Origin of the sequence: Brucella lupini, assembly GCF_002252535.1 — a bacterium.
Lineage (GTDB): Bacteria > Pseudomonadota > Alphaproteobacteria > Rhizobiales > Rhizobiaceae > Brucella > Brucella anthropi.
The window spans coordinates 32,544-50,780 of the sequence record NZ_NNRN01000041.1; the positions used below are offsets into that span (position 1 = coordinate 32,544).

Here is an 18,237-nt window from a genome sequence, read left to right on the forward strand (position 1 = left end):
GAAATTCATGAAAGCAAAAATCTTATTCTTTGGAATGGCAATTGCAGCTCTCACGTCTTTCGGTGCGATGGCCCAGTCCAACGGCAATATAGCGCCAAACCAAACAAAACTACCGACGCCATACAAGACCGCAAGTCTGCTGATAGTTCCCGGACAGTCTGGCCAATGCTATTACGCCACGGGTACTGACTGCGTAAGCCAATGCGACATGGGCATCTGCAAGAAATGCCGAAATGGCTATTACGCATGTACTAAATTTGATCCGCCTCCCGTCAAGAAGTGATCCCTTGTTTAGAGTTCCGCAACGGCGGAACTCTTCTCCCAAATCCACGAATGAAGGGCATGGAAAAATCAGAAAATGCTCAGATAGATGAGCGGAGACAGACAGAGGAAGAGGGCGATGAACGCAACAAAACTGCGCCGATAAAACAGACCCCAAAGGCCGAAGACTATCGCCACAGGCGCAGTATAGATGCTGAATATGACAAGATATCCATCATCGCCGACGCCAAAAAGCACGATATAGAAGAATATGAGTGCCGTCGCAGCACCAAAAGCCAGCGACACCACAGCAGAAAAGCACCAGTCCCGCTTGCGCACTAATCGGTGCGTACCCGCTTTATCCAAAGCCATTGCCAGCGATTATCAATCGGCTGGAGCAAGCACGGTAAAGAGCGCTGCTCCGTCGCGATCCAGCTCTTCGACTGCCACCGGATAGATGTCGCCTTCATGTGATCGGAGGCCGACCGCCGATGCCCCCATCGCGTCGGATATTGCATCCTTGCTGCCCCAGAACTTGCCGCGCTTTGTGAGGTCCACGCCGTCATCGGGAATAGCGACGCTATATTCCACCGCACCTTTATCGATACCATCACAGATGAGGTTCGCCGATCCGGTCTTGATTGAAACGCTCATCGTTCCTCCGCGCCTGGTTGATCTCTTGTCGGGATCGACCCTAACGCGCATCCGCGAAAGTGTAAAATACTGTCTCCGGAAGAAGTGATGGTACGCCCAAGGGGAATCGAACCCCTGTTTGCGCCGTGAGAGGGCGCCGTCCTGACCGCTAGACGATGGGCGCTTAAGCCATGTCGCTGATATAATCGCCAAAGAGAAAAAGTGCAATCCTCGAAGGGAGAAACAAACAAGGCGGCAATCATGCCGCCCTGATCAGCCTCTATCCGCTTCATAGCAGGGCGCTGAGATGCTAACGCTATCCACGCCCTGAAAATGCTCAGTCGCCGCACGGGCTTAACCAAGTCTCGGTGAGTCAAACTCAACGCGACTTGGTATTATTCGACATTGCCGAGCTTGATGCGCCCGATGATGCGCGATTCGCGATAGTCATAGATGATGAGTTCCGTACCGCCATCCGGCAGCAGCGTTTCCAGCGAAAGTTCGTTGCCGGAAAGGCTTTGCGAGAGAAGACGGGTGCCCGGCGTCAGGTTGATCTGCGATTCGATCAGCTTCGGCGGTTCCGGCTTTGCCGGAGCGGACGCAGCCTGTCCGGGGATATCGGAACGGGCTTCTTCCGCTGGCGGGGTTTCCGGCGCGCGATTGATCTTGTAGACAACAGCGACAAGCACGGCCATAAGACCGATCAGCATGACACCGATGGAGACGGCCAGAAGCCGGATCATTTTGCGGCGCACACGTTCCATGGCTGGATCAAGCTGGGGCTCGGCCTGTTCTTCCGGGTAATAGCCCTGCTGATAGTCCTGATAGCCTGAATCCTGATGATTCTGGTATCTCGGATAGTGTGGATCCTGCATTCAACGACTCCGGTTCGAACTTCGCCATGTTATGGCGTGTGCCGCGTGATAGAGCATTTTGCAGCCAAATGGAAACATTTGACGCCGCATAAATGCGGTAAAACCAAGAGATAGAGCTGTTCTGACGATTTCGTTAAAACACGCCCGCTCTCATAGAGGCCCATTCTCTTAAAGGAAAGACACGAGTGAAAGAGCTTACGACCGACTCCGATGCCACAGGCAAGCGTCTCGACCAGTGGCTGGCCGCAGCATTGGGGCCGGAACTCTCGCGCAGCCGCGTTCAGTCCCTGATTGCCGAAGGCCATGTGACCATCGACGGCGCACCCGCCCGTGAAGCCAAGCAAAAGCTGCGCGAAGGCATGACAATCGCCATCGTGCTGCCTGAGCCGGAACCAGCCGAACCCATCGCCGAGAACATACCGCTCGATATTCTTTACGAGGATGATGATCTCATCGTGATCAACAAGCCCGCCGGGCTTGTCGTTCACCCAGGCAACGGCAACTGGACGGGAACACTCGTCAATGCCCTTATATATCATTGTGGCGATAGCTTGTCGGGCATCGGTGGAATTCGCCGCCCCGGCATCGTTCATCGTCTCGACAAGGACACGAGCGGCGTCATGGTCGTGGCCAAGAATGACCGTTCGCATCGGCATTTGAGCGAACAATTTGCCGACCATGGCCGCACCGGCGATCTGGAACGCGCCTATCTCGCACTCGTCTGGGGCATGACAGAGCGCCCGCAGGGCTTCATCGATGCGCATCTTGGACGCTCGCATCGCGACCGCACCAAGCAGGCCGTGGTCAATGAAGAGCGCGAGGATGCCCGACACGCCATCACCCATTATGTGACGGTCGAAAAATTCGCCCCCCTTGAAGATGCAACCGCACTGGCCTCGCTCGTCGAATGCCGCCTTGAGACCGGTCGCACCCACCAGATCCGCGTGCACATGGCGCATATCGGCCATCCGCTTGTCGGCGACATGGACTATGGCAGCGCCTACAAGACCAAGGCCAACAAGCTGCCGGAACCGTTGAAAGAGGCCGTGCGCGGTTTCCACCGGCAGGCACTGCATGCCTGGCTGCTCGCCTTCACCCATCCGGCCACGGAGGAACTGATGCGTTTCGAAGCGCCGGTGCCGGAAGATATGGAGCACCTCCTGGAAAATTTCCGGAAGCATTCTATATAATACTGGCAACTATCGTGGTTGGCCGAAAGGATGGATAGCTGATAAACAACAGGCTGTTTCCATCATCAAGATCGGGGGCGCGGCTGCAGTGAAAGCCGCTCTCTTGCCGCAAAAAACAATTCATTTCAGACCAAAGCGCATCCCGAAAAGTGGGAACCGGTTTTCGGGACAAGATGCGCGCAAAATAAAAAGACAGGGTATTTTCTGTGTTTCAGGAAATGCAGAAGATGCTCCAGCCACGCAACCTTTGGCCCTGAGCAGCGTTCACATTGTAGTGACAGATTGTTTCATGAGTTAAAGGATCGTGTTTTCGCCAAAATCATGCCTATATATGAGGGCTCGCGAGAGGGAAGTGCAGGAGGCAGCCCCCGCGACAGGTTCGCCAAACGGGAACCTGAAATTATAAAGGAGGGTGCTCTATGGCCCAGATGAATCTCCCAAGCATCACGTCCGGTGACGGTGGCCTTACCCGTTATCTGGAAGAAATTCGTCGCTTTCCCATGCTTGAGCCGCAGGAAGAATACATGCTGGCCAAGCGCTACCACGAACATACCGATCCCAAGGCTGCCCACAGGCTGGTGACAAGCCACCTGCGTCTCGTGGCCAAGATCGCCATGGGCTATCGCGGCTACGGCCTGCCGATTGGTGAAGTAATTTCCGAAGGCAATGTCGGTCTCATGCAGGCCGTGAAGCGTTTTGAACCTGAACGCGGTTTCCGTCTTGCCACCTATGCCATGTGGTGGATCAAGGCCTCGATCCAGGAATATATCCTGCGTTCTTGGAGCCTTGTGAAGATGGGAACGACCGCCAATCAGAAGCGCCTGTTCTTCAATCTGCGCAAGATGAAGAGCAAGATTCAGGCGCTCGATGATGGCGATCTTAACCCGGATCAGGTCAAGCAGATCGCAACCAAGCTCAAGGTCAGCGAAGACGAAGTGGTTTCCATGAACCGCCGTCTGTCCGGTGACGCGTCGCTGAATGCGCCCCTGCGCGCTTCGGAAGGCGAATCCGGCGAATGGCAGGACTGGCTGGTCGATGACAGCAGCAGCCAGGAGCAGGTTCTGATCGAGCAGGACGAGCTGGAAAACCGCCGCTCCATGCTCGAACAGGCGATGGATACGCTGAATGACCGTGAACGCCGCATTTTCGAGGCGCGCCGCCTCTCGGACGACCCGATGACGCTGGAAGACCTTTCCAGCGAGTTCGGTATCAGCCGCGAACGCGTGCGCCAGATCGAAGTGCGTGCGTTTGAAAAGGTGCAGGCCGCGGTGAAGGCCGCTGCCTACAAGCAGCAGAAGGCGCTGAACCATGTCGAGGAAGCGCACGCCTAAAGTCACAAGGCACCAAACCGACGCTGACAAGTTCTTTCTGCCGCAGACGGACAACCGTTCTGCGGCAGAATTATTTGGGCGTTACTGAGCCCCCTCGCCTTTGGCGAGTTCAAATCCTTCATCTATCCAGCCTGTCAGCCCGCCCGCCATGATCTTGACCGGCCGGTCGAGATTGGCGAGCCGCAAGGCGCCACGCGCCGCGCCATTGCAATGCGGTCCTGCACAATAGGTGACGAAAATCGTTTCCTGCGACCATTCCGCCATCTTGGACTCGATAATCTTGCCGTGCGGCAGATTGATTGCGCCCGGAATATGCGCCTCTGCAAAATGCACAGGGCTACGCACGTCGAGAAGCACGAAATCGGCTCCTTTGGACAAGGCATCGTGCACGTCCCAGCAATCCGTCTCGAATGTGAATTCGGCTGCGAAATGATCCCGCGCCAATGCGCTTGGCGCTGGCGGGATGGCAGTTACGGCTGATTTCCTGTCGGTCTTTGTCACACTATCCATGGGCGATCTCCTTTGTTTTAGGAAAGATTGTCGCCCATTCTCCAATTCACTTGCAATTGGCGTGATTGACAATATACGTAAAGATAATGACAAACCAGATACCAGACCTTAAAGGCCCACTCGTCGTAGCGCTTCTCTATGACCGGCTTTGCACCTTTGAATTCGGCATAGTCGCCGAAATCTTTGGCCTGCCCCGCCCGGAAATGGGACCGGGATGGTATCGCTTCGCCAGTTGCCCGATTGAAGACGGCCCGTTGCGTGCACATGGCGGGTTCGTCATCACGCCCGATGGCGGTCCCGATCTCATTGACGAGGCCGACATCATCATTGTCCCAGGCTGGAAAGGTGCGGACATTCCGGTGCCGGAAGCCATCAGCGAAAGGCTGCGACACGCCCACCAGCGCGGAGCGCGCCTCGCCTCCATCTGTTCAGGGGCTTTCGTCCTGGCTGCGACGGGACTGCTCGACGGTGGCACCGCCACCACGCACTGGCGCTATGCCGACGCGCTGCGTAACAAACACCCCGCAATAGATGTCGATGATGCGTCGCTCTATCGCGAACATGATCGCATCTTCACTTCGGCCGGCAGCGCAGCCGGAATAGACCTCCTCATCGAAATCGTTCGACAGGATTTCGGAGCCACCGCCGCAAATTCCGTTGCCCGACGGCTGGTCATGCCTGCTCATCGCACGGGCGGCCAGGCACAGTTTCTCGAGCGTCCGGTCACAAGGCGCGAAGGCACCGCAATCAGCCCGGTTCTGGACAGGATGCGCGCCAATCTTGCCACGGAATGGACGACCGAGCGCATGGCGGCTGCGTGCCGGATGAGCCCACGCACATTCCTGCGGCGCTTTACTGAGGCAACCGGCGCCACGCCCGGCGACTGGCTCACCATGGAGCGTATCGCGGCGGCCAGGGAATTGCTCTCTCAGGGACAGGCGAGCATTGACGATGTTGCTGCTTCAGTCGGCTTTGGAAGCGCCCACACGCTTCGCCATCATTTCCGTCAGAAGATCGGGATCAGTCCGGCGGAATATCGCAGGCGGTTCCTCGCGGAAACTGTCATCCAAGCAATATAAAACCGTCAAATCACTGTAATGGATTGGCTTTAGGGACGAGGGTGTGTTTCACCCTGGAGCGGGCCAGTTGAAACGGATTCGTCGGAACCGCTCCAGCCTTTTGTTTTTACGCATGTCTTGTTCCGAAACCGGTTCCCACTTTCGGGAGACATGCTTCAGCCCGAAGGTCATCCCATGAAAAAGCTCCTGCTCGCCGCAGCTCTTGCGCTTACCGCTGCCACCGCCGCATCTGCTTCCGAATATGTCTCCTTCCTCGATTATCCGCAGAAGGAACAGGACGGGACGGAGTTCTTCACAGCCATCGAAATCCCGCAAGGCAGCTTCACCAAATATGAAATCGATGACAAGACCGGTCACATCGTCGTCGATCGCTACCAGTCCATGCCTGTGATTTATCCGGCCAATTACGGCTCGATCACCAGCACGCTTGCTGGCGACGGCGATCCGCTCGACGCGCTCATCTATACGCGTGAACCGATTGTTCCCGGCGCGATCATCAAGGTTCGTCCCATCGGCGTCCTGAAGATGATCGATGGTGGCGACCAGGACGACAAGATCGTCGCCGTCCCGACCAAGGACATCGATCCGACCTATGACAACATCAAGGAAATCACCGATCTGCCGAAGATCGAACAGCAGCGTCTCGAAGCTTTCTTCCGCGTCTACAAGCAGTTGCCGGAAGGCCGTAAGGTCGTTGAACTGGGCGGCTTCGACAGCGCCGAAGCAGCCCGAAACGAAATCGCCAAGGCCATCAAGGCTTTCGCTGAAAAGAAGTAACCGGCACCATCCCGGCTCGCGTCAAAATAAAAAAGGCCGCTTAAAGCGGCCTTTTTCTGTTTCGATATGTAAGACTAGTTCGTGCCGAGCACGTCGTTGAACGCCTTCTCGCCCGGCACGCCCTTTTCAAGGCTGATAAGGGCGCGGCGACCGTTGCGATAGGAGATCGGAATATCGATCCATTGCAGGCGGCGCATCAGTGAAAGATTGGTGTCCTGCGCCGTGCGGGCGTCGTTCAGCCACACGATAAAGAAGTTATCGCCGATCTTCGACGGCACGGCAATCAGCGGATTGCCTGCCGCCTGTTCCGTGTCCTTGAAGGTAATGCGCTGTACATTGTCCACGACGCCACCGGTAAACCCTTCTGGCACGGTGAATACCAGCTCGATCAGATGGCTCGCCGGGATGGACTGATCCGTATTCTTGCGGATGGTCATTTTCAGCTCGACCTTGCTGGTCGGCATTGTAACGGTCGCGCGGACTGCCGGTTCAGCGGGTTGACCGTCTTCCGGGCTTTCCTCGATCGTCGACCAGACCACATTGCCACGCTCGACCGAATCCGAACCGGCGCCACCGCGTTCTTCATAAAGAAGCGCCTGCTGGCCGACGGCAACGGTCTGGTTCTGTCCGGGCTGCGCACCGGTCTGTGTATTGGTTTCAGCAGGTGCAGGCGTGGAAGCAGCGGTCGACGTACCCTCGCCGATACCGTTTGCAGCACCGGCAGATCCACTATCGGTTTCGCTGCCATCAGGCATCAGCCGCTGCGTCATTTTAGGTTCGCCTGCAGGCTGCTGCGGCTGTTCCGGTGTCTGCTCGCCACCCGTTGTCGCCGTGTTGGTGTCGGCTGGCGGAGTCGTCGAATCTTCGGGATGCGTCCCGGTATCGGAACCGGTCACAGGCGCATCGCTGCGTCCAAGGCTCGACGCCAGTTCCTGAATCTTGTCCTTGTTGGCCCAGACCGCATAGCCAGCACCGCCGAGAACCAGAACGGCGACCAGAGCTGCAATCAGCCCCTTATAGGAACGCTGCTCCTTCTTGGAGGTGCGTTCGATATATTCGCTGCGGCGGGCCTGCGCCTTTTCCTTGGCGCGGTCCAGTTTCCAGTCGTCGCTGCGCTCGGCTGCAAAGGCCGGTGCGTCATCATCTTCACTGGAGAAATTGTCGCGACGCTCATCGCGCGGTGCACTGGAGAATGCGGGTTCGTCATCATCTTCATGCGACGGTACGCGCTCTGCTGCGTCCTGATTCGCCTCCTGCAGGAAATCTTCCAGCGCATCCTCAACCGGCTCTTCCGGTACGGCGGCTGGCGGCGCATAAAAGGCTTCAACCTCGGCAATGGCATCTTCGAGAATATTGCGCTGGCGGACAGCGACAGCCTGCGAGGCATTTGCCGTAACAAGCTTTTGCTCGATCGTTGCGCGCGCTTTCGCGTAAACGCGCTGGCGCAATTCGGGCGACTTGTCCGCCTGCGCATCGATCGTCTTTTTCAGTACCGCTACAAAATCCGCCATTCCGTCTTACCCGGTTTCCGCCCGTCCAGATGAACAATAAGCACAGGATGCAATAAATGTCCCAATAATCACAATAATCAAGGGAAAGCAAAGTCTCTGGCTACGATTTAGCGAAGACTTTCAAAACGATGCGGTGAAATAGTGGCAAAATTCACCCTGATGCGAAGCTTTGTACGGCCGATTGCGTTCTTTGTACAACGGTCGAAAAAAATCGGAGCAGCTTCCGGAAAAGCTGCTCCGAACATATCGCTCATTGACTGCAAACAATCAGTCGTGGAACGGATCAGTGACGAGGATCGTGTCCTCGCGTTCCGGGCTGGTGGAGAGCATCGCCACCGGCGCGCCGATCAGTTCTTCGATGTGACGGACATATTTGACAGCCTGCGCCGGAAGATCGTTCCACGAACGCGCACCTGCGGTCGTTTCCGACCAGCCCGGCAAGGTTTCATAGATCGGCTTGACGCGTGCCTGCGCGCCCATGGAGGACGGCAGATAGTCGATGCGCTTGCCGTCGAGTTCATAGGCGACGCAGATCTTGATTTCGTCCAGACCATCGAGAACATCGAGCTTGGTGAGCGCAATGCCGGTGATGCCGGAAGTACGAACCGTCTGGCGCACAATGACGGCATCGAACCAGCCGCAGCGGCGCTTGCGACCCGTCACCACGCCGAATTCATGGCCCTTGGTGCCGAGGAATTCGCCGATCTCGTCGTTCAGTTCGGTCGGGAACGGACCTTCGCCAACGCGGGTCGTATAGGCCTTGGTGATGCCGAGCACATAACCGATGGCCGTCGGACCGAGGCCCGAACCGGCGGCAGCCTGACCGGCAACCGTGTTGGAGGACGTCACGAACGGATACGTGCCGTGGTCGTTGTCGAGCAGTGCGCCCTGCGCGCCTTCGAACAGGATGCGGTCGCCCGCCTTGCGACGTTCGTCGAGAACGCGCCAGACCTGATCGATATAGGGCAGAATCTGATCGGCAACCGAGGTCAGTTCGGTCAAAATGGTTTCAACCGCAATTTCCTCAAGACCCATGCCGCGACGCAGCAGATTGTGGTGCGCGAGCAGACGTTCGACCTTTGGCTGCAGCGTCTCCGGCTCGGCCAGATCGATGACGCGGATGGCGCGACGGCCAACCTTGTCTTCGTAGGCTGGGCCGATGCCGCGCTTGGTCGTGCCGATCTTGAGACCCGAATTGGAGCCTTCGCGCATGGCGTCGAGATCGCGATGGATGGAAAGGATGAGCGGAGCGTTTTCAGCAATACGCAGCACATCCGGGTTGATGTCGATACCCTGTGCGCGCAGCTTCTCGGTTTCAGCAACGAAATGATGCGGATCGACAACGACACCGTTGCCAATGACGCTCAGCTTGCCGCGCACGAGGCCGGATGGCAGCAGCGAAAGCTTGTAGCTGACGCCGTCGATAACAAGCGTATGACCTGCGTTATGACCACCCTGGTAGCGCACGATGACATCGGCGCGTTCGGACAGCCAGTCAACGATCTTACCCTTGCCCTCATCGCCCCATTGCGATCCGACGACAACCACATTTGCCATTGAAGAAACTCCTTGGCTTCTATTTGAAAATCCAAGGATCGAAGCGGCCCGGTCATCGCCAGTTGAGGCTACAGGGTGCTGATCCCTCGTCTCTATACAGATTGAAACGGGATTGCGCGACTCTTTCGTGCAATAAATTCGCGATTTTTAGTGCGCGGAACTAGGTCGGTAGAGATTCAGTCTCTGGGGAGGCGAAAATGGTGATCTTTGAGAACCGGCGCGCAACGTACTATGAGTACGTGAGCACCGGAAGCGCAAAAGAGCGCCATTTGCAGACCGCCAGAGACTGAATATCACCGAACCTAGCCGGCGCGGACCATATAGAGCGCATCATCCGAATAGCTCTTGAGCTTTTCCTCAAGTGCCGGAAGATCGCGGACGACAAAGCCATTCTTTTCCCAGAAGCCTTGCGAGCCGTTGACTGCAACGAGCGACATGGTGACGAAGCCGTCGCGTTCGGCTTGCGTGGCCATCAGTTCCACGACACGTGTGGCAGCGCCGCTGGAACGGGCGTCGGGCAGAAGCGCGATATCGTGGATATAGTAGGTGTTGGTATCATCCGGCAGTTCGCCCAGAACGGCGTTGAGAGCCGGAACCGTATCGAGCTTCCACGGATGGCTGATGCCATAACCAAGGATTTCGGTATCACGGGCGAGCACGAAGCAGCCCGCCGGATAGAGTTTGAAGCGGTCCCGGAAGACCGCCTCATCTTCAAAGAAGTCGAGATGGACAACATTAGCAACCGCAGTCACGCCCGCAATATCCTGCTCGTGCATGCGCCGCCATTCCGGCTGTACCATCTCTTCAACCATTTTCTCAAACTTCTCCGACGTTGAACTCAAGCGGTGTTGCCGCCTTGATTGCCTCTTGAGCCGTCAGTTCGTCAAGTGCTGCCTGTGGAATCTGTTCATCCACATAGAGCATGGCGATCGCATCGCCACCCGGATGGTCACGTCCGAGCGAGAAGTTTGCGATGTTGATATTATGCTTGCCGCAGATCGTGCCAAGCAGGCCGATCATGCCCGGAACGTCCTTGTTGGTGACGTAAAGCATGTGCGGGCCAACCTCGGCATCGAGATTGATTCCCTTGATCTGGATGAAACGCGCCTTGCCGTCCGAGAAGCAGGTTCCGGCGATGGAGCGCTCACGCAAGGTGGTCTTTACCGTCAGCTTGATATAGCCGTCGAAGATACCGGACTTGTCGCGCTTGACTTCCGAAACGATGATGCCGCGTTCCTTCACCATGATCGGTGCGGAAACCATGTTAACGTCGGCAACCTGCGGACGGATGAGACCGGCCAGAGCCGCACTCAACAATGCGCGTGTGTTCATCGTGGCGGTGGAACCGTCGAACAGCACTTCCACTTCCTGGATCGGCTCATCCGTGACCTGACCGACGAAAGCGCCAAGCACATCGGCAAGTTTTACGAACGGCTTGAGGCGCGGCGCTTCTTCCGCCGTGATCGACGGCATGTTGATCGCGTTGGAAACGGCGCCCTTCACGAGATAGTCCGACATCTGTTCGGCCACCTGAAGCGCAACATTTTCCTGCGCTTCCGAGGTCGATGCACCGAGATGCGGCGTGCAGACGACATTGGGCAGCGAGAAAAGTTCGTTTTCCGTCGCCGGTTCCGTTTCGTAAACGTCTATACCGGCACCGGCCACATGGCCGGATTTCAGCGCTGCCACCAGATCCTTTTCCACGATCAGGCCACCGCGGGCGCAATTGACTATACGCACACCCGGCTTTGTCTTGGCCAGGTTTTCCGCATTGATGATATTGCGGGTCTTGTCGGTCAATGGCGTGTGCAGCGTGATGAAATCGGCGCGGGCAAGCAGTTCGTCAAGCTCGACCTTTTCAACGCCCAGTTCCTGCGCACGAGATTCGGACAGGAACGGATCGAAAGCCACCACATGCATCTTCAGGCCGATGGCCCGGGTCGCGACAATCGAACCGATATTGCCGCAACCGACGACACCCAGCGTCTTGCCGGTGATTTCCACGCCCATGAAGCGGTTCTTTTCCCACTTGCCTGCGCGGGTGGAGGTGTCTGCCTCCGGCAATTGCCGCGCCACGGCGAACATCAGCGCAATGGCATGTTCGGCAGTGGTGATCGAGTTGCCGAACGGCGTATTCATGACAATGATACCGCGGCGCGAAGCCGCCGGAATATCGACATTGTCCACGCCGATACCGGCGCGACCAACGACCTTGAGCTTCTTGGCAGCTGCAATCAGCTTTTCCGTGACCTTGGTGGCCGAACGGATCGCCAGACCATCATAATCGCCGATGACTTCGAGAAGCTTTTCCTTGTCCTTGCCGAGATCAGGCAGGTAATCGACTTCCACGCCGCGATCCTTGAAAATCTGGACGGCAGTGGGCGAAAGCTTATCGGATACGAGAACGCGAGGTGCCATGGAGGCCTCCTTCAAACATTTTCAGACCAAACATTTCCTGTAAACACAGACCGATCTGCTTCAGGAAATGCTATGAATAATGGGGGATGCGGACCGTGGCCGCCCCAACGCGGACCACGGCGTCATGCACGAAATGCTCAGGCAGCAGCTTTCAGCGCAGCCTTCTGCGTTGCAAAAGCCCAATCCAGCCAATGCGTCAGCGCTTCCAGATCGGAAGTTTCCACCGTGGCACCGGCCCAGATGCGCAGACCCGAAGGTGCATCGCGATAAGCGCCAATGTCATAGGCAACGCCCTCCTTGTCGAGCGCAGTGACGATGCCCTTGGCAAAAGCGGCCTGCTCGTCGGCAGACGAGGCCGTTACTTCCGGATCGACAATCGTAAGGCAGACGGAAGTGTTCGAACGCGTTTCCGGCTTCACGGCCAGATTGGCAATCCACGGCGTCTTTGCGACAAAGCCGTCGAGAACTGCAAAATTCGCATCGGCGCGCGCAACCAGCGCATCGAGACCACCGAGCGATTTCGCCCATTTCAGCGCATCGAGGTAGTCTTCCACGCAGAGCATGGACGGCGTGTTGATGGTTTCGCCGACGAAGATGCCTTCGATCAGCTTGCCGCCCTTGGTCATGCGGAAAATCTTCGGCAATGGCCAAGCAGGCTTGTAGCTTTCCAGACGTTCGACAGCACGCGGGCTGAGGATCAGGATGCCATGTGCACCCTCGCCACCCAGAACCTTCTGCCAGGAGAAGGTCACGACATCGAGTTTCGGGAAGTCGAGACGCTGCGCGAAAGCGGCAGATGTTGCATCGCAGAAGGTCAGGCCCTTGCGGTCAGCCGGAATGAAATCGCCATTCGGGACGCGCGCGCCGGACGTGGTACCGTTCCAGGTGAAGACCACATCGCGGTCGAAATCGACCTGCGAAAAATCGACAATCTCACCATAAGGCGCTTCGAAGGTGCGAACATCTTCAAGCTTGAGCTGTTTGGTCACATCCGTGACCCAGCCCGAACCGAAGCTTTCCCACGCGACCATATCGACGCCGCGTGCGCCGAGCATGGACCACAGCGCCATCTCGACAGCGCCGGTGTCGGAAGCAGGCACGATACCGATACGGTAATCGGCAGGCACCTGCAGCACTTCGCGGGTAAGATCGATGGCCTCTTTGAGCTTTGTCTTGCCGATTTTCGCACGGTGCGAACGGCCAAGCGCCGCATCGACCAGCGCATTCAGCGACCAGCCGGGACGTTTTGCACAGGGACCGGATGAAAAATTAGGATTAGCCGGGCGAACTGCCGGCTTCGCAATCGTCGTCATGTTGTTTCTATCCTCTCAGATAGCACGCGTCTCGTTGGGGAGACGTGGCCCACTTACTGGGATAGCTGAAAGCGCATTTTTCATCAATACGCCTTTCTGGGAATATTTTTACCCAACCCGCCCGAGTTGCTTCGGGCGGGTAGAATTTCGTTATCGTGTCGCTGTCTTCGTTTCAGACGGCTCTTCTTCCATGCGCGCATAATAGCTCGCAATCAGCGCACCGGAGATATTGTGCCAGACACTGAAAACAGCGCTCGGCACAGCCGCCAGCGGCGAGAAATGCGCATTGGCGAGCGCCGCGCCAAGGCCACTGTTCTGCATCCCGACCTCGATGCTGATCGCCTTGCGCTTGGCAAGCGACAGACCCGCGAAGCGCGCTGCGAAATAGCCTAAAACCAGACCGAAGCTGTTATGCAGAACGACAACCGCAAAGATCAGCAGGCCAGACTGGGCGATAGCAGCCTTGTTGACAGCCACGACGGCGGAAACAATGAGCACAATGCCGATGACTGACACGAGCGGCAACATGGGCACAGCCGCCTTGACCAAACCGGGCACCAGCTTTTGCAGGATGAAACCCAGCGCCAGAGGCAGGAGAATCACCTTCACGATGCTGATGAACATGCTCATCGCATCGACCGGCAGATATTGGCTGGCGAAGAACCAGACCAGGAAAGGCGTCACGAGAGGCGCCAGCAAGGTCGTGACGCTCGTGCAGGCCACGCTTAGTGCCACGTCGCCCTTCGACAGATAGGTCATGACGTTGCTGGCCGTTCCACCGGGGCAGCAACCGACCAGAATAACGCCCGCAGCCACTTCCGGTGACATCGGGATGATACGCGTCAGCAACACGGCGAGAAGCGGCATGATGATGAACTGGGCCAGCACACCGATGGCGACCTCGAAAGGTCGTTTGGCGACTTCCGCAAAATCCTTGCCGGAAATAGTCAGGCCCATCCCGAACATGATGATGCCGAGCAGAACCACAATCCATGGCGCAAATACGCTAAACGTAGACGGCAGAACAAAGCCCAGAATGGCAAAGACAATGACCCAGATGGCAAAAGTCCGGCCTACGAAATCTGAAAATGCTGCAATTGCTTTCATAACCCTCCCCTTTTCAGGAAACGCGCTCGACGCATTCTTTCACCTGTAAGGATTCGGGTCGCATATGAAAACGAAAAATTCGACGCAACTAAAACAATAAACTGCAAAGCGGGCCGAAAGGCCCGCTGCAATTATAGCAGGGCGCTAAGATGCTAACACATCACACCCTGAAAATGCTCAATTACCGTACGGACTTAACCAGGTCTCGATGAGCCAAACTCAATGAGACTTGGTATTACCAGGTCGTGAAGCGCACACCGGCGCGCAGCTGATGGGACTGAATATCCTTGTCGCTGAGCGTGAGGCCTGCAGCACTTGCAATATCAGCACCCTCGATGACCCCATAACGATAGCCGATATCAAGCTTGATGTTGGATGCCACGTCGATGCCCACACCCGCCATCAGCGCCCAGGCGAGACGATAATCATCGTCGGTCTTGTAGTTACCATAGGCCGTATCAATGGAATAGCGCACATTGGCGAAGCCAAGGCCTGCACCCAGATAAGGTGTGAAGCCGTAATAATTGCCGAGATCGACATAGGCGTTGGCCATCATGTCCCAGCTACGAACATCGACGTCCAGGTCGTCGAAGCTCTGCTTGGAATAGCCAAGCGTCACGTCGCCGCGCAGATTATCCGTGAACTGATAACCGACACCGACGGACGGCACGACATTCTTGTCCAGATCATAGCTTTGCGATGCGCTCCAGAAAGATGTCTCTGTCTGAACCTTGACCTTGGAGGAGAGATTGTAGCCGATATCGCCGCGCAGATACCAACCGGACCCGACCTCGACCGGCTGCTGCACCGGAGCGCCCGGTTCGTAGCTGATCATATCGAGATCGGCGGCAAAAGACTGCGATGCGACGCATAATCCGGCCAGCAAAGCAGCCGACGAACAGAAAGCACGCCATTGCATAGACATGATGATATCCCCGCTTATGAATGTATCATCATGTATGAATGAACATGGTTAAGATCGCATAAATATAGGGATATGTTTACTGTACTTCTAAACAAATAAGGCCCGGATGACCGGGCCTTATTTTCATCGCGCGATTTGCAATTACTTGTAAACGGGACCGTCTACGATGGTCGAAACCTGCTGCGGAGCATAGGCCGGGCCTGCACCGCCGAACATATAGCGCAAGCCAACGCGCACATCATGCACGTTCATGCCGTTGTCGTATCCGTCACCGATCCACTGATTGCCTTCAAACATCTTGCCGCCATTGATATGGCGATAGCGATAGCCCGCATCGAGCTTGAGGTTCTGTGTGAGATCGACCGACGCACCGGCCATGAGCGCGTAGGTAAAGCGCCAGTTGGCAGCGCCTTCCTGCGTACCACCATAGCGAACATCGTCGAGATCGCCCCACTTCACCCGCGTGCCACCAATGCCAGCGCCGACATAAGGCGTGAAGCCGGCAAAATTGCCGAGATCGACATAGGCATTGGCCAGAATGGAGAGAGCCGAGAAGCGACCGCGCTCGTCGGAAGCGCAGTTGATGTCACCGTTACAGGCCGAACCATAAGTGTGGCCATCAAACTTGGCGCGGGTCATGTAGTCGACCGTCAGATCGGTACGGAAATAATCCGTCACCTGATAACCGACACCGCCGCCCACGAGGAACGACCCCTTGAGATCGCCATAAAGCGTGTTGCTGCCGAAGGTCGGCGAGCCGCCGCAGGTCGCGCAATTATCGATGGTCGCGTAGTCGGCATCCTTGAACTTGGCCTTGGAGTAACCGATATCGCCGCGCAGATACCAGCCACCAACGGCAGGCGGAACGACAACGACTTCCGGAACTTCTGGAACTGGTTCCAGAATGTCCGCAGCAAGTGCGACGGGCGCTGCAGCCATCAGGGCAACCGATGCCGTCACACCGGCAAAAAGAGCTTTCGTAAAACTTTTCATATGTCTGCCCCATCGGAGAATCGCGCCGCTGAACGCGACGGGTACGGATGTTTGAGGGGAGACTATTCGGCAAAAGTTAAATACAACTTAACCTTGTTTTTTTACCAATTTCATTAACACTCGCTAATGTATAAAATGCATTCCAAACGCAAAAGGCGCGGGACAAAACCCGCGCCTTTGCTCGCATTATCTTTAAAGGCATCAGGCCGCAGCGCTGCCCTCGGACGAGATCACGTCGATGATATCGTTGACGACCTTTTCCACCAGACCACGATCATCACCTTCTGCCATGACGCGGATAAGTGGCTCCGTGCCGGATGGGCGGATAACCAGACGGCCCTGAACGCCAAGACGCTCGGTAGCTTCGTCAATTGCGCTCTTCACGCGCTTGTTCTCCAGCGGCTTGCCGCCCGAGGTACGAACGTTCTTCAAAAGCTGCGGCACAGGATCAAACTTGCGGCAGATTTCGCTGATCGGCTTGCCCTGCTCCTGCGCGACGGCAAGGATCTGCAATGCCGAGATGAGACCATCGCCCGTCGTCGCATAATCGGACAGAACAATATGGCCGGACTGCTCGCCACCGACATTGAAGCCATGTTCGCGCATATGTTCGACCACATAGCGGTCGCCCACTTTGGTGCGGGCCAGCGTCAGATGACGGTCGGCAAGGAAGCGCTCCAGTCCAAGGTTGGACATGACGGTTGCCACGATGCCGCCGCCTTCGAGACGATCGCTTGCAGCCCAGCTTTCAGCGATCACGGCCATCAGCTGGTCGCCATCGATGACGGTACCGTTTTCATCGACCAACAGCACACGGTCCGCATCGCCGTCCAGCGCGATGCCGACATCGGCGCGCACTTCATGAACCTTCTTCATCAGGCCGATCGGATGCGTCGAACCGCAATCCTCGTTGATGTTGATGCCGTTTGGCTCGTTGTTGATGGTGATGACTTCCGCACCCAGCTCCCACAGGGCAGCAGGGGCAACCTTGTAACCAGCGCCATTCGCACAATCGACAACAATGCGCAGGCCGTTCAGGTCGATATTGCGCGGCAGTGTACGCTTCGCGAATTCGATATAGCGATAGATGTCCCCATCGACGCGCTTGGCGCGGCCAACATCACCGTGGCTGGCCAGATAAGGGGTCAGATCACCATCGATCATCGCCTCGATCTTCAGCTCGATCTCGTCAGAAAGCTTGAATCCATCCGGACCAAAAAGCTTGATGCCATTGTCATAGAATGGATTGTGTGATGCGGAAATCATGACGCCAATATCGGCACGCAGCGAGCGGCAGAGCATTGCAACGGCAGGCGTCGGGATCGGGCCAAGCAGGAAAACATCCATACCGGCAGCGGTAAAACCGGCCACCAGCGCGTTTTCGAGCATATAGCCCGAACGGCGCGTATCCTTGCCGATCACAACGCGCGAAGTCTGGCCCTTGCGGCGGAAGATGTGACCGACAGCCATACCGACTTTCATGGCAACTTCCGGTGTCATCGGGAAGCTGTTTGCCTGTCCGCGAATGCCATCGGTTCCAAAATATTTCCGTGTCATCTGTTTCGCCTTGCGCTGAGCCATGAACCGCTCTCTATGTCTTCAAATATATGCCGCCTGAATTGATCGGCGAGCAATGGCTGCCGGTTGCCGGACAGCAGATTTTCGCTGTTCTTAACGCGAAAACACCCACAAATGCAATTTCGCCTTTTGCGGCAGGTTTAACGTTCCCACGTCCTAAGTCGTAATCTGACGCAATA

18 protein-coding genes and 1 tRNA gene are annotated in these 18,237 nt (G+C 56.6%); 5 read left to right on the forward strand and 14 right to left on the reverse strand.

Annotated elements, in window-relative coordinates; all coding sequences use genetic code 11:
* Positions 1–7: 7 nt before the first annotated feature.
* A complete protein-coding gene (locus tag CES86_RS08600; RefSeq protein WP_012091355.1) occupies positions 8–283 on the forward strand; it encodes a hypothetical protein in 276 nt (91 codons plus the stop codon).
* A 68-nt stretch (positions 284–351) separates the two neighbouring features.
* Here the strand turns inward: CES86_RS08600 and CES86_RS08605 are convergent, their stop codons facing one another.
* From CES86_RS08605 to CES86_RS08620, 4 genes are all read right to left on the reverse strand, one after another.
* On the reverse strand, positions 352–633 hold the full coding sequence (locus CES86_RS08605; protein WP_094514172.1) for a hypothetical protein: 282 nt from the start codon (positions 631–633) through the stop codon (positions 352–354).
* Positions 634–645: 12 nt separating this feature from the next.
* On the reverse strand, positions 646–915 hold the full coding sequence (locus tag CES86_RS08610) for a hypothetical protein (protein WP_167387106.1): 270 nt from the start codon (positions 913–915) through the stop codon (positions 646–648).
* 88 nt (positions 916–1,003) lie between these two features.
* Positions 1,004–1,078: transfer RNA gene (locus CES86_RS08615), tRNA-Glu, on the reverse strand.
* Between the two features lie 211 nt (positions 1,079–1,289).
* Positions 1,290–1,769, reverse strand: a complete 480-nt coding sequence (locus tag CES86_RS08620) for a hypothetical protein (RefSeq protein WP_061348051.1) — start codon at positions 1,767–1,769, stop codon at positions 1,290–1,292.
* A gap of 185 nt (positions 1,770–1,954) precedes the next feature.
* Between CES86_RS08620 and CES86_RS08625 the strand changes: the two genes are divergently transcribed.
* Positions 1,955–2,959: an RluA family pseudouridine synthase gene (locus CES86_RS08625; RefSeq protein ID WP_012091351.1), complete on the forward strand. Its 1,005-nt coding sequence runs from the start codon at positions 1,955–1,957 to the stop codon at positions 2,957–2,959.
* A gap of 419 nt (positions 2,960–3,378) precedes the next feature.
* The gene (gene rpoH / locus CES86_RS08630; RefSeq protein ID WP_010661355.1) at positions 3,379–4,290 is read left to right on the forward strand and encodes an RNA polymerase sigma factor RpoH; all 912 of its coding nucleotides are present in this window, start codon (positions 3,379–3,381) and stop codon (positions 4,288–4,290) included.
* An 81-nt stretch (positions 4,291–4,371) separates the two neighbouring features.
* On the opposite strand, the gene CES86_RS08635 is transcribed toward rpoH, so the two are convergent.
* Positions 4,372–4,800: a rhodanese-like domain-containing protein gene (locus CES86_RS08635; protein ID WP_012091350.1), complete on the reverse strand. Its 429-nt coding sequence runs from the start codon at positions 4,798–4,800 to the stop codon at positions 4,372–4,374.
* A gap of 86 nt (positions 4,801–4,886) precedes the next feature.
* On the opposite strand from CES86_RS08635, the gene ftrA reads away from it, so the two are divergent.
* Both ftrA and CES86_RS08645 read left to right on the forward strand, forming a co-directional pair.
* A complete protein-coding gene (gene ftrA, locus CES86_RS08640; protein ID WP_094514175.1) occupies positions 4,887–5,879 on the forward strand; it encodes a transcriptional regulator FtrA in 993 nt (330 codons plus the stop codon).
* A gap of 174 nt (positions 5,880–6,053) precedes the next feature.
* On the forward strand, positions 6,054–6,656 hold the full coding sequence (locus CES86_RS08645; protein WP_012091348.1) for an inorganic diphosphatase: 603 nt from the start codon (positions 6,054–6,056) through the stop codon (positions 6,654–6,656).
* Between the two features lie 74 nt (positions 6,657–6,730).
* Here CES86_RS08645 and CES86_RS08650 read toward each other — a convergent pair whose 3' ends face one another.
* The 9 genes from CES86_RS08650 to glmM form a co-directional block, all read right to left on the reverse strand.
* A complete protein-coding gene (locus CES86_RS08650) occupies positions 6,731–8,167 on the reverse strand; it encodes a transcriptional regulator (RefSeq protein WP_094514176.1) in 1,437 nt (478 codons plus the stop codon).
* Positions 8,168–8,434: 267 nt separating this feature from the next.
* On the reverse strand, positions 8,435–9,724 hold the full coding sequence (locus CES86_RS08655; protein WP_010661360.1) for an adenylosuccinate synthase: 1,290 nt from the start codon (positions 9,722–9,724) through the stop codon (positions 8,435–8,437).
* Between the two features lie 302 nt (positions 9,725–10,026).
* Positions 10,027–10,536, reverse strand: a complete 510-nt coding sequence (locus CES86_RS08660) for a GNAT family N-acetyltransferase (RefSeq protein WP_094514178.1) — start codon at positions 10,534–10,536, stop codon at positions 10,027–10,029.
* Between the two features lie 4 nt (positions 10,537–10,540).
* On the reverse strand, positions 10,541–12,142 hold the full coding sequence (serA, locus tag CES86_RS08665; protein WP_010661362.1) for a phosphoglycerate dehydrogenase: 1,602 nt from the start codon (positions 12,140–12,142) through the stop codon (positions 10,541–10,543).
* 137 nt (positions 12,143–12,279) lie between these two features.
* Positions 12,280–13,455 carry a phosphoserine transaminase gene (locus CES86_RS08670; RefSeq protein WP_094514179.1) on the reverse strand — a complete coding sequence of 392 codons (1,176 nt, stop codon included), beginning with the start codon at positions 13,453–13,455 and terminating at the stop codon, positions 12,280–12,282.
* Between the two features lie 150 nt (positions 13,456–13,605).
* On the reverse strand, positions 13,606–14,562 hold the full coding sequence (locus CES86_RS08675) for a bile acid:sodium symporter family protein (protein WP_029929556.1): 957 nt from the start codon (positions 14,560–14,562) through the stop codon (positions 13,606–13,608).
* Between the two features lie 235 nt (positions 14,563–14,797).
* Entirely contained in the window at positions 14,798–15,487 is a 690-nt protein-coding gene (locus CES86_RS08680) for an outer membrane protein (RefSeq protein ID WP_029929554.1), read from the reverse strand.
* A gap of 141 nt (positions 15,488–15,628) precedes the next feature.
* Entirely contained in the window at positions 15,629–16,480 is an 852-nt protein-coding gene (locus CES86_RS08685) for an outer membrane protein (protein ID WP_094514181.1), read from the reverse strand.
* Positions 16,481–16,681: 201 nt separating this feature from the next.
* Positions 16,682–18,037 (reverse strand): phosphoglucosamine mutase, encoded by a 1,356-nt coding sequence (glmM, locus tag CES86_RS08690; protein ID WP_010661367.1) that lies wholly within the window; start codon positions 18,035–18,037, stop codon positions 16,682–16,684.
* Between the last annotated feature and the right edge of the window lie 200 nt (positions 18,038–18,237).

Bases quoted from the DNA above. Each gene is read 5' to 3' on its own strand.
- serA (WP_010661362.1), bottom strand. From the start codon at position 12,142: ATGGCACCTCGCGTTCTCGTATCCGATAAGCTTTCGCCCACTGCCGTC.
- glmM (WP_010661367.1), bottom strand. From the start codon at position 18,037: ATGACACGGAAATATTTTGGAACCGATGGCATTCGCGGACAGGCAAAC.
- CES86_RS08660 (WP_094514178.1), bottom strand. From the start codon at position 10,536: ATGGTTGAAGAGATGGTACAGCCGGAATGGCGGCGCATGCACGAGCAG.
- CES86_RS08675 (WP_029929556.1), bottom strand. From the start codon at position 14,562: ATGAAAGCAATTGCAGCATTTTCAGATTTCGTAGGCCGGACTTTTGCC.
- CES86_RS08650 (WP_094514176.1), bottom strand. From the start codon at position 8,167: ATGGCGGATTTTGTAGCGGTACTGAAAAAGACGATCGATGCGCAGGCG.
- CES86_RS08680 (WP_029929554.1), bottom strand. From the start codon at position 15,487: ATGTCTATGCAATGGCGTGCTTTCTGTTCGTCGGCTGCTTTGCTGGCC.
- CES86_RS08610 (WP_167387106.1), bottom strand. From the start codon at position 915: ATGAGCGTTTCAATCAAGACCGGATCGGCGAACCTCATCTGTGATGGT.
- CES86_RS08600 (WP_012091355.1), top strand. From the start codon at position 8: ATGAAAGCAAAAATCTTATTCTTTGGAATGGCAATTGCAGCTCTCACG.
- CES86_RS08605 (WP_094514172.1), bottom strand. From the start codon at position 633: ATGGCTTTGGATAAAGCGGGTACGCACCGATTAGTGCGCAAGCGGGAC.
- CES86_RS08620 (WP_061348051.1), bottom strand. From the start codon at position 1,769: ATGCAGGATCCACACTATCCGAGATACCAGAATCATCAGGATTCAGGC.
- CES86_RS08645 (WP_012091348.1), top strand. From the start codon at position 6,054: ATGAAAAAGCTCCTGCTCGCCGCAGCTCTTGCGCTTACCGCTGCCACC.
- CES86_RS08635 (WP_012091350.1), bottom strand. From the start codon at position 4,800: ATGGATAGTGTGACAAAGACCGACAGGAAATCAGCCGTAACTGCCATC.
- CES86_RS08670 (WP_094514179.1), bottom strand. From the start codon at position 13,455: ATGACGACGATTGCGAAGCCGGCAGTTCGCCCGGCTAATCCTAATTTT.
- CES86_RS08655 (WP_010661360.1), bottom strand. From the start codon at position 9,724: ATGGCAAATGTGGTTGTCGTCGGATCGCAATGGGGCGATGAGGGCAAG.
- ftrA (WP_094514175.1), top strand. From the start codon at position 4,887: ATGACAAACCAGATACCAGACCTTAAAGGCCCACTCGTCGTAGCGCTT.
- rpoH (WP_010661355.1), top strand. From the start codon at position 3,379: ATGGCCCAGATGAATCTCCCAAGCATCACGTCCGGTGACGGTGGCCTT.
- CES86_RS08685 (WP_094514181.1), bottom strand. From the start codon at position 16,480: ATGAAAAGTTTTACGAAAGCTCTTTTTGCCGGTGTGACGGCATCGGTT.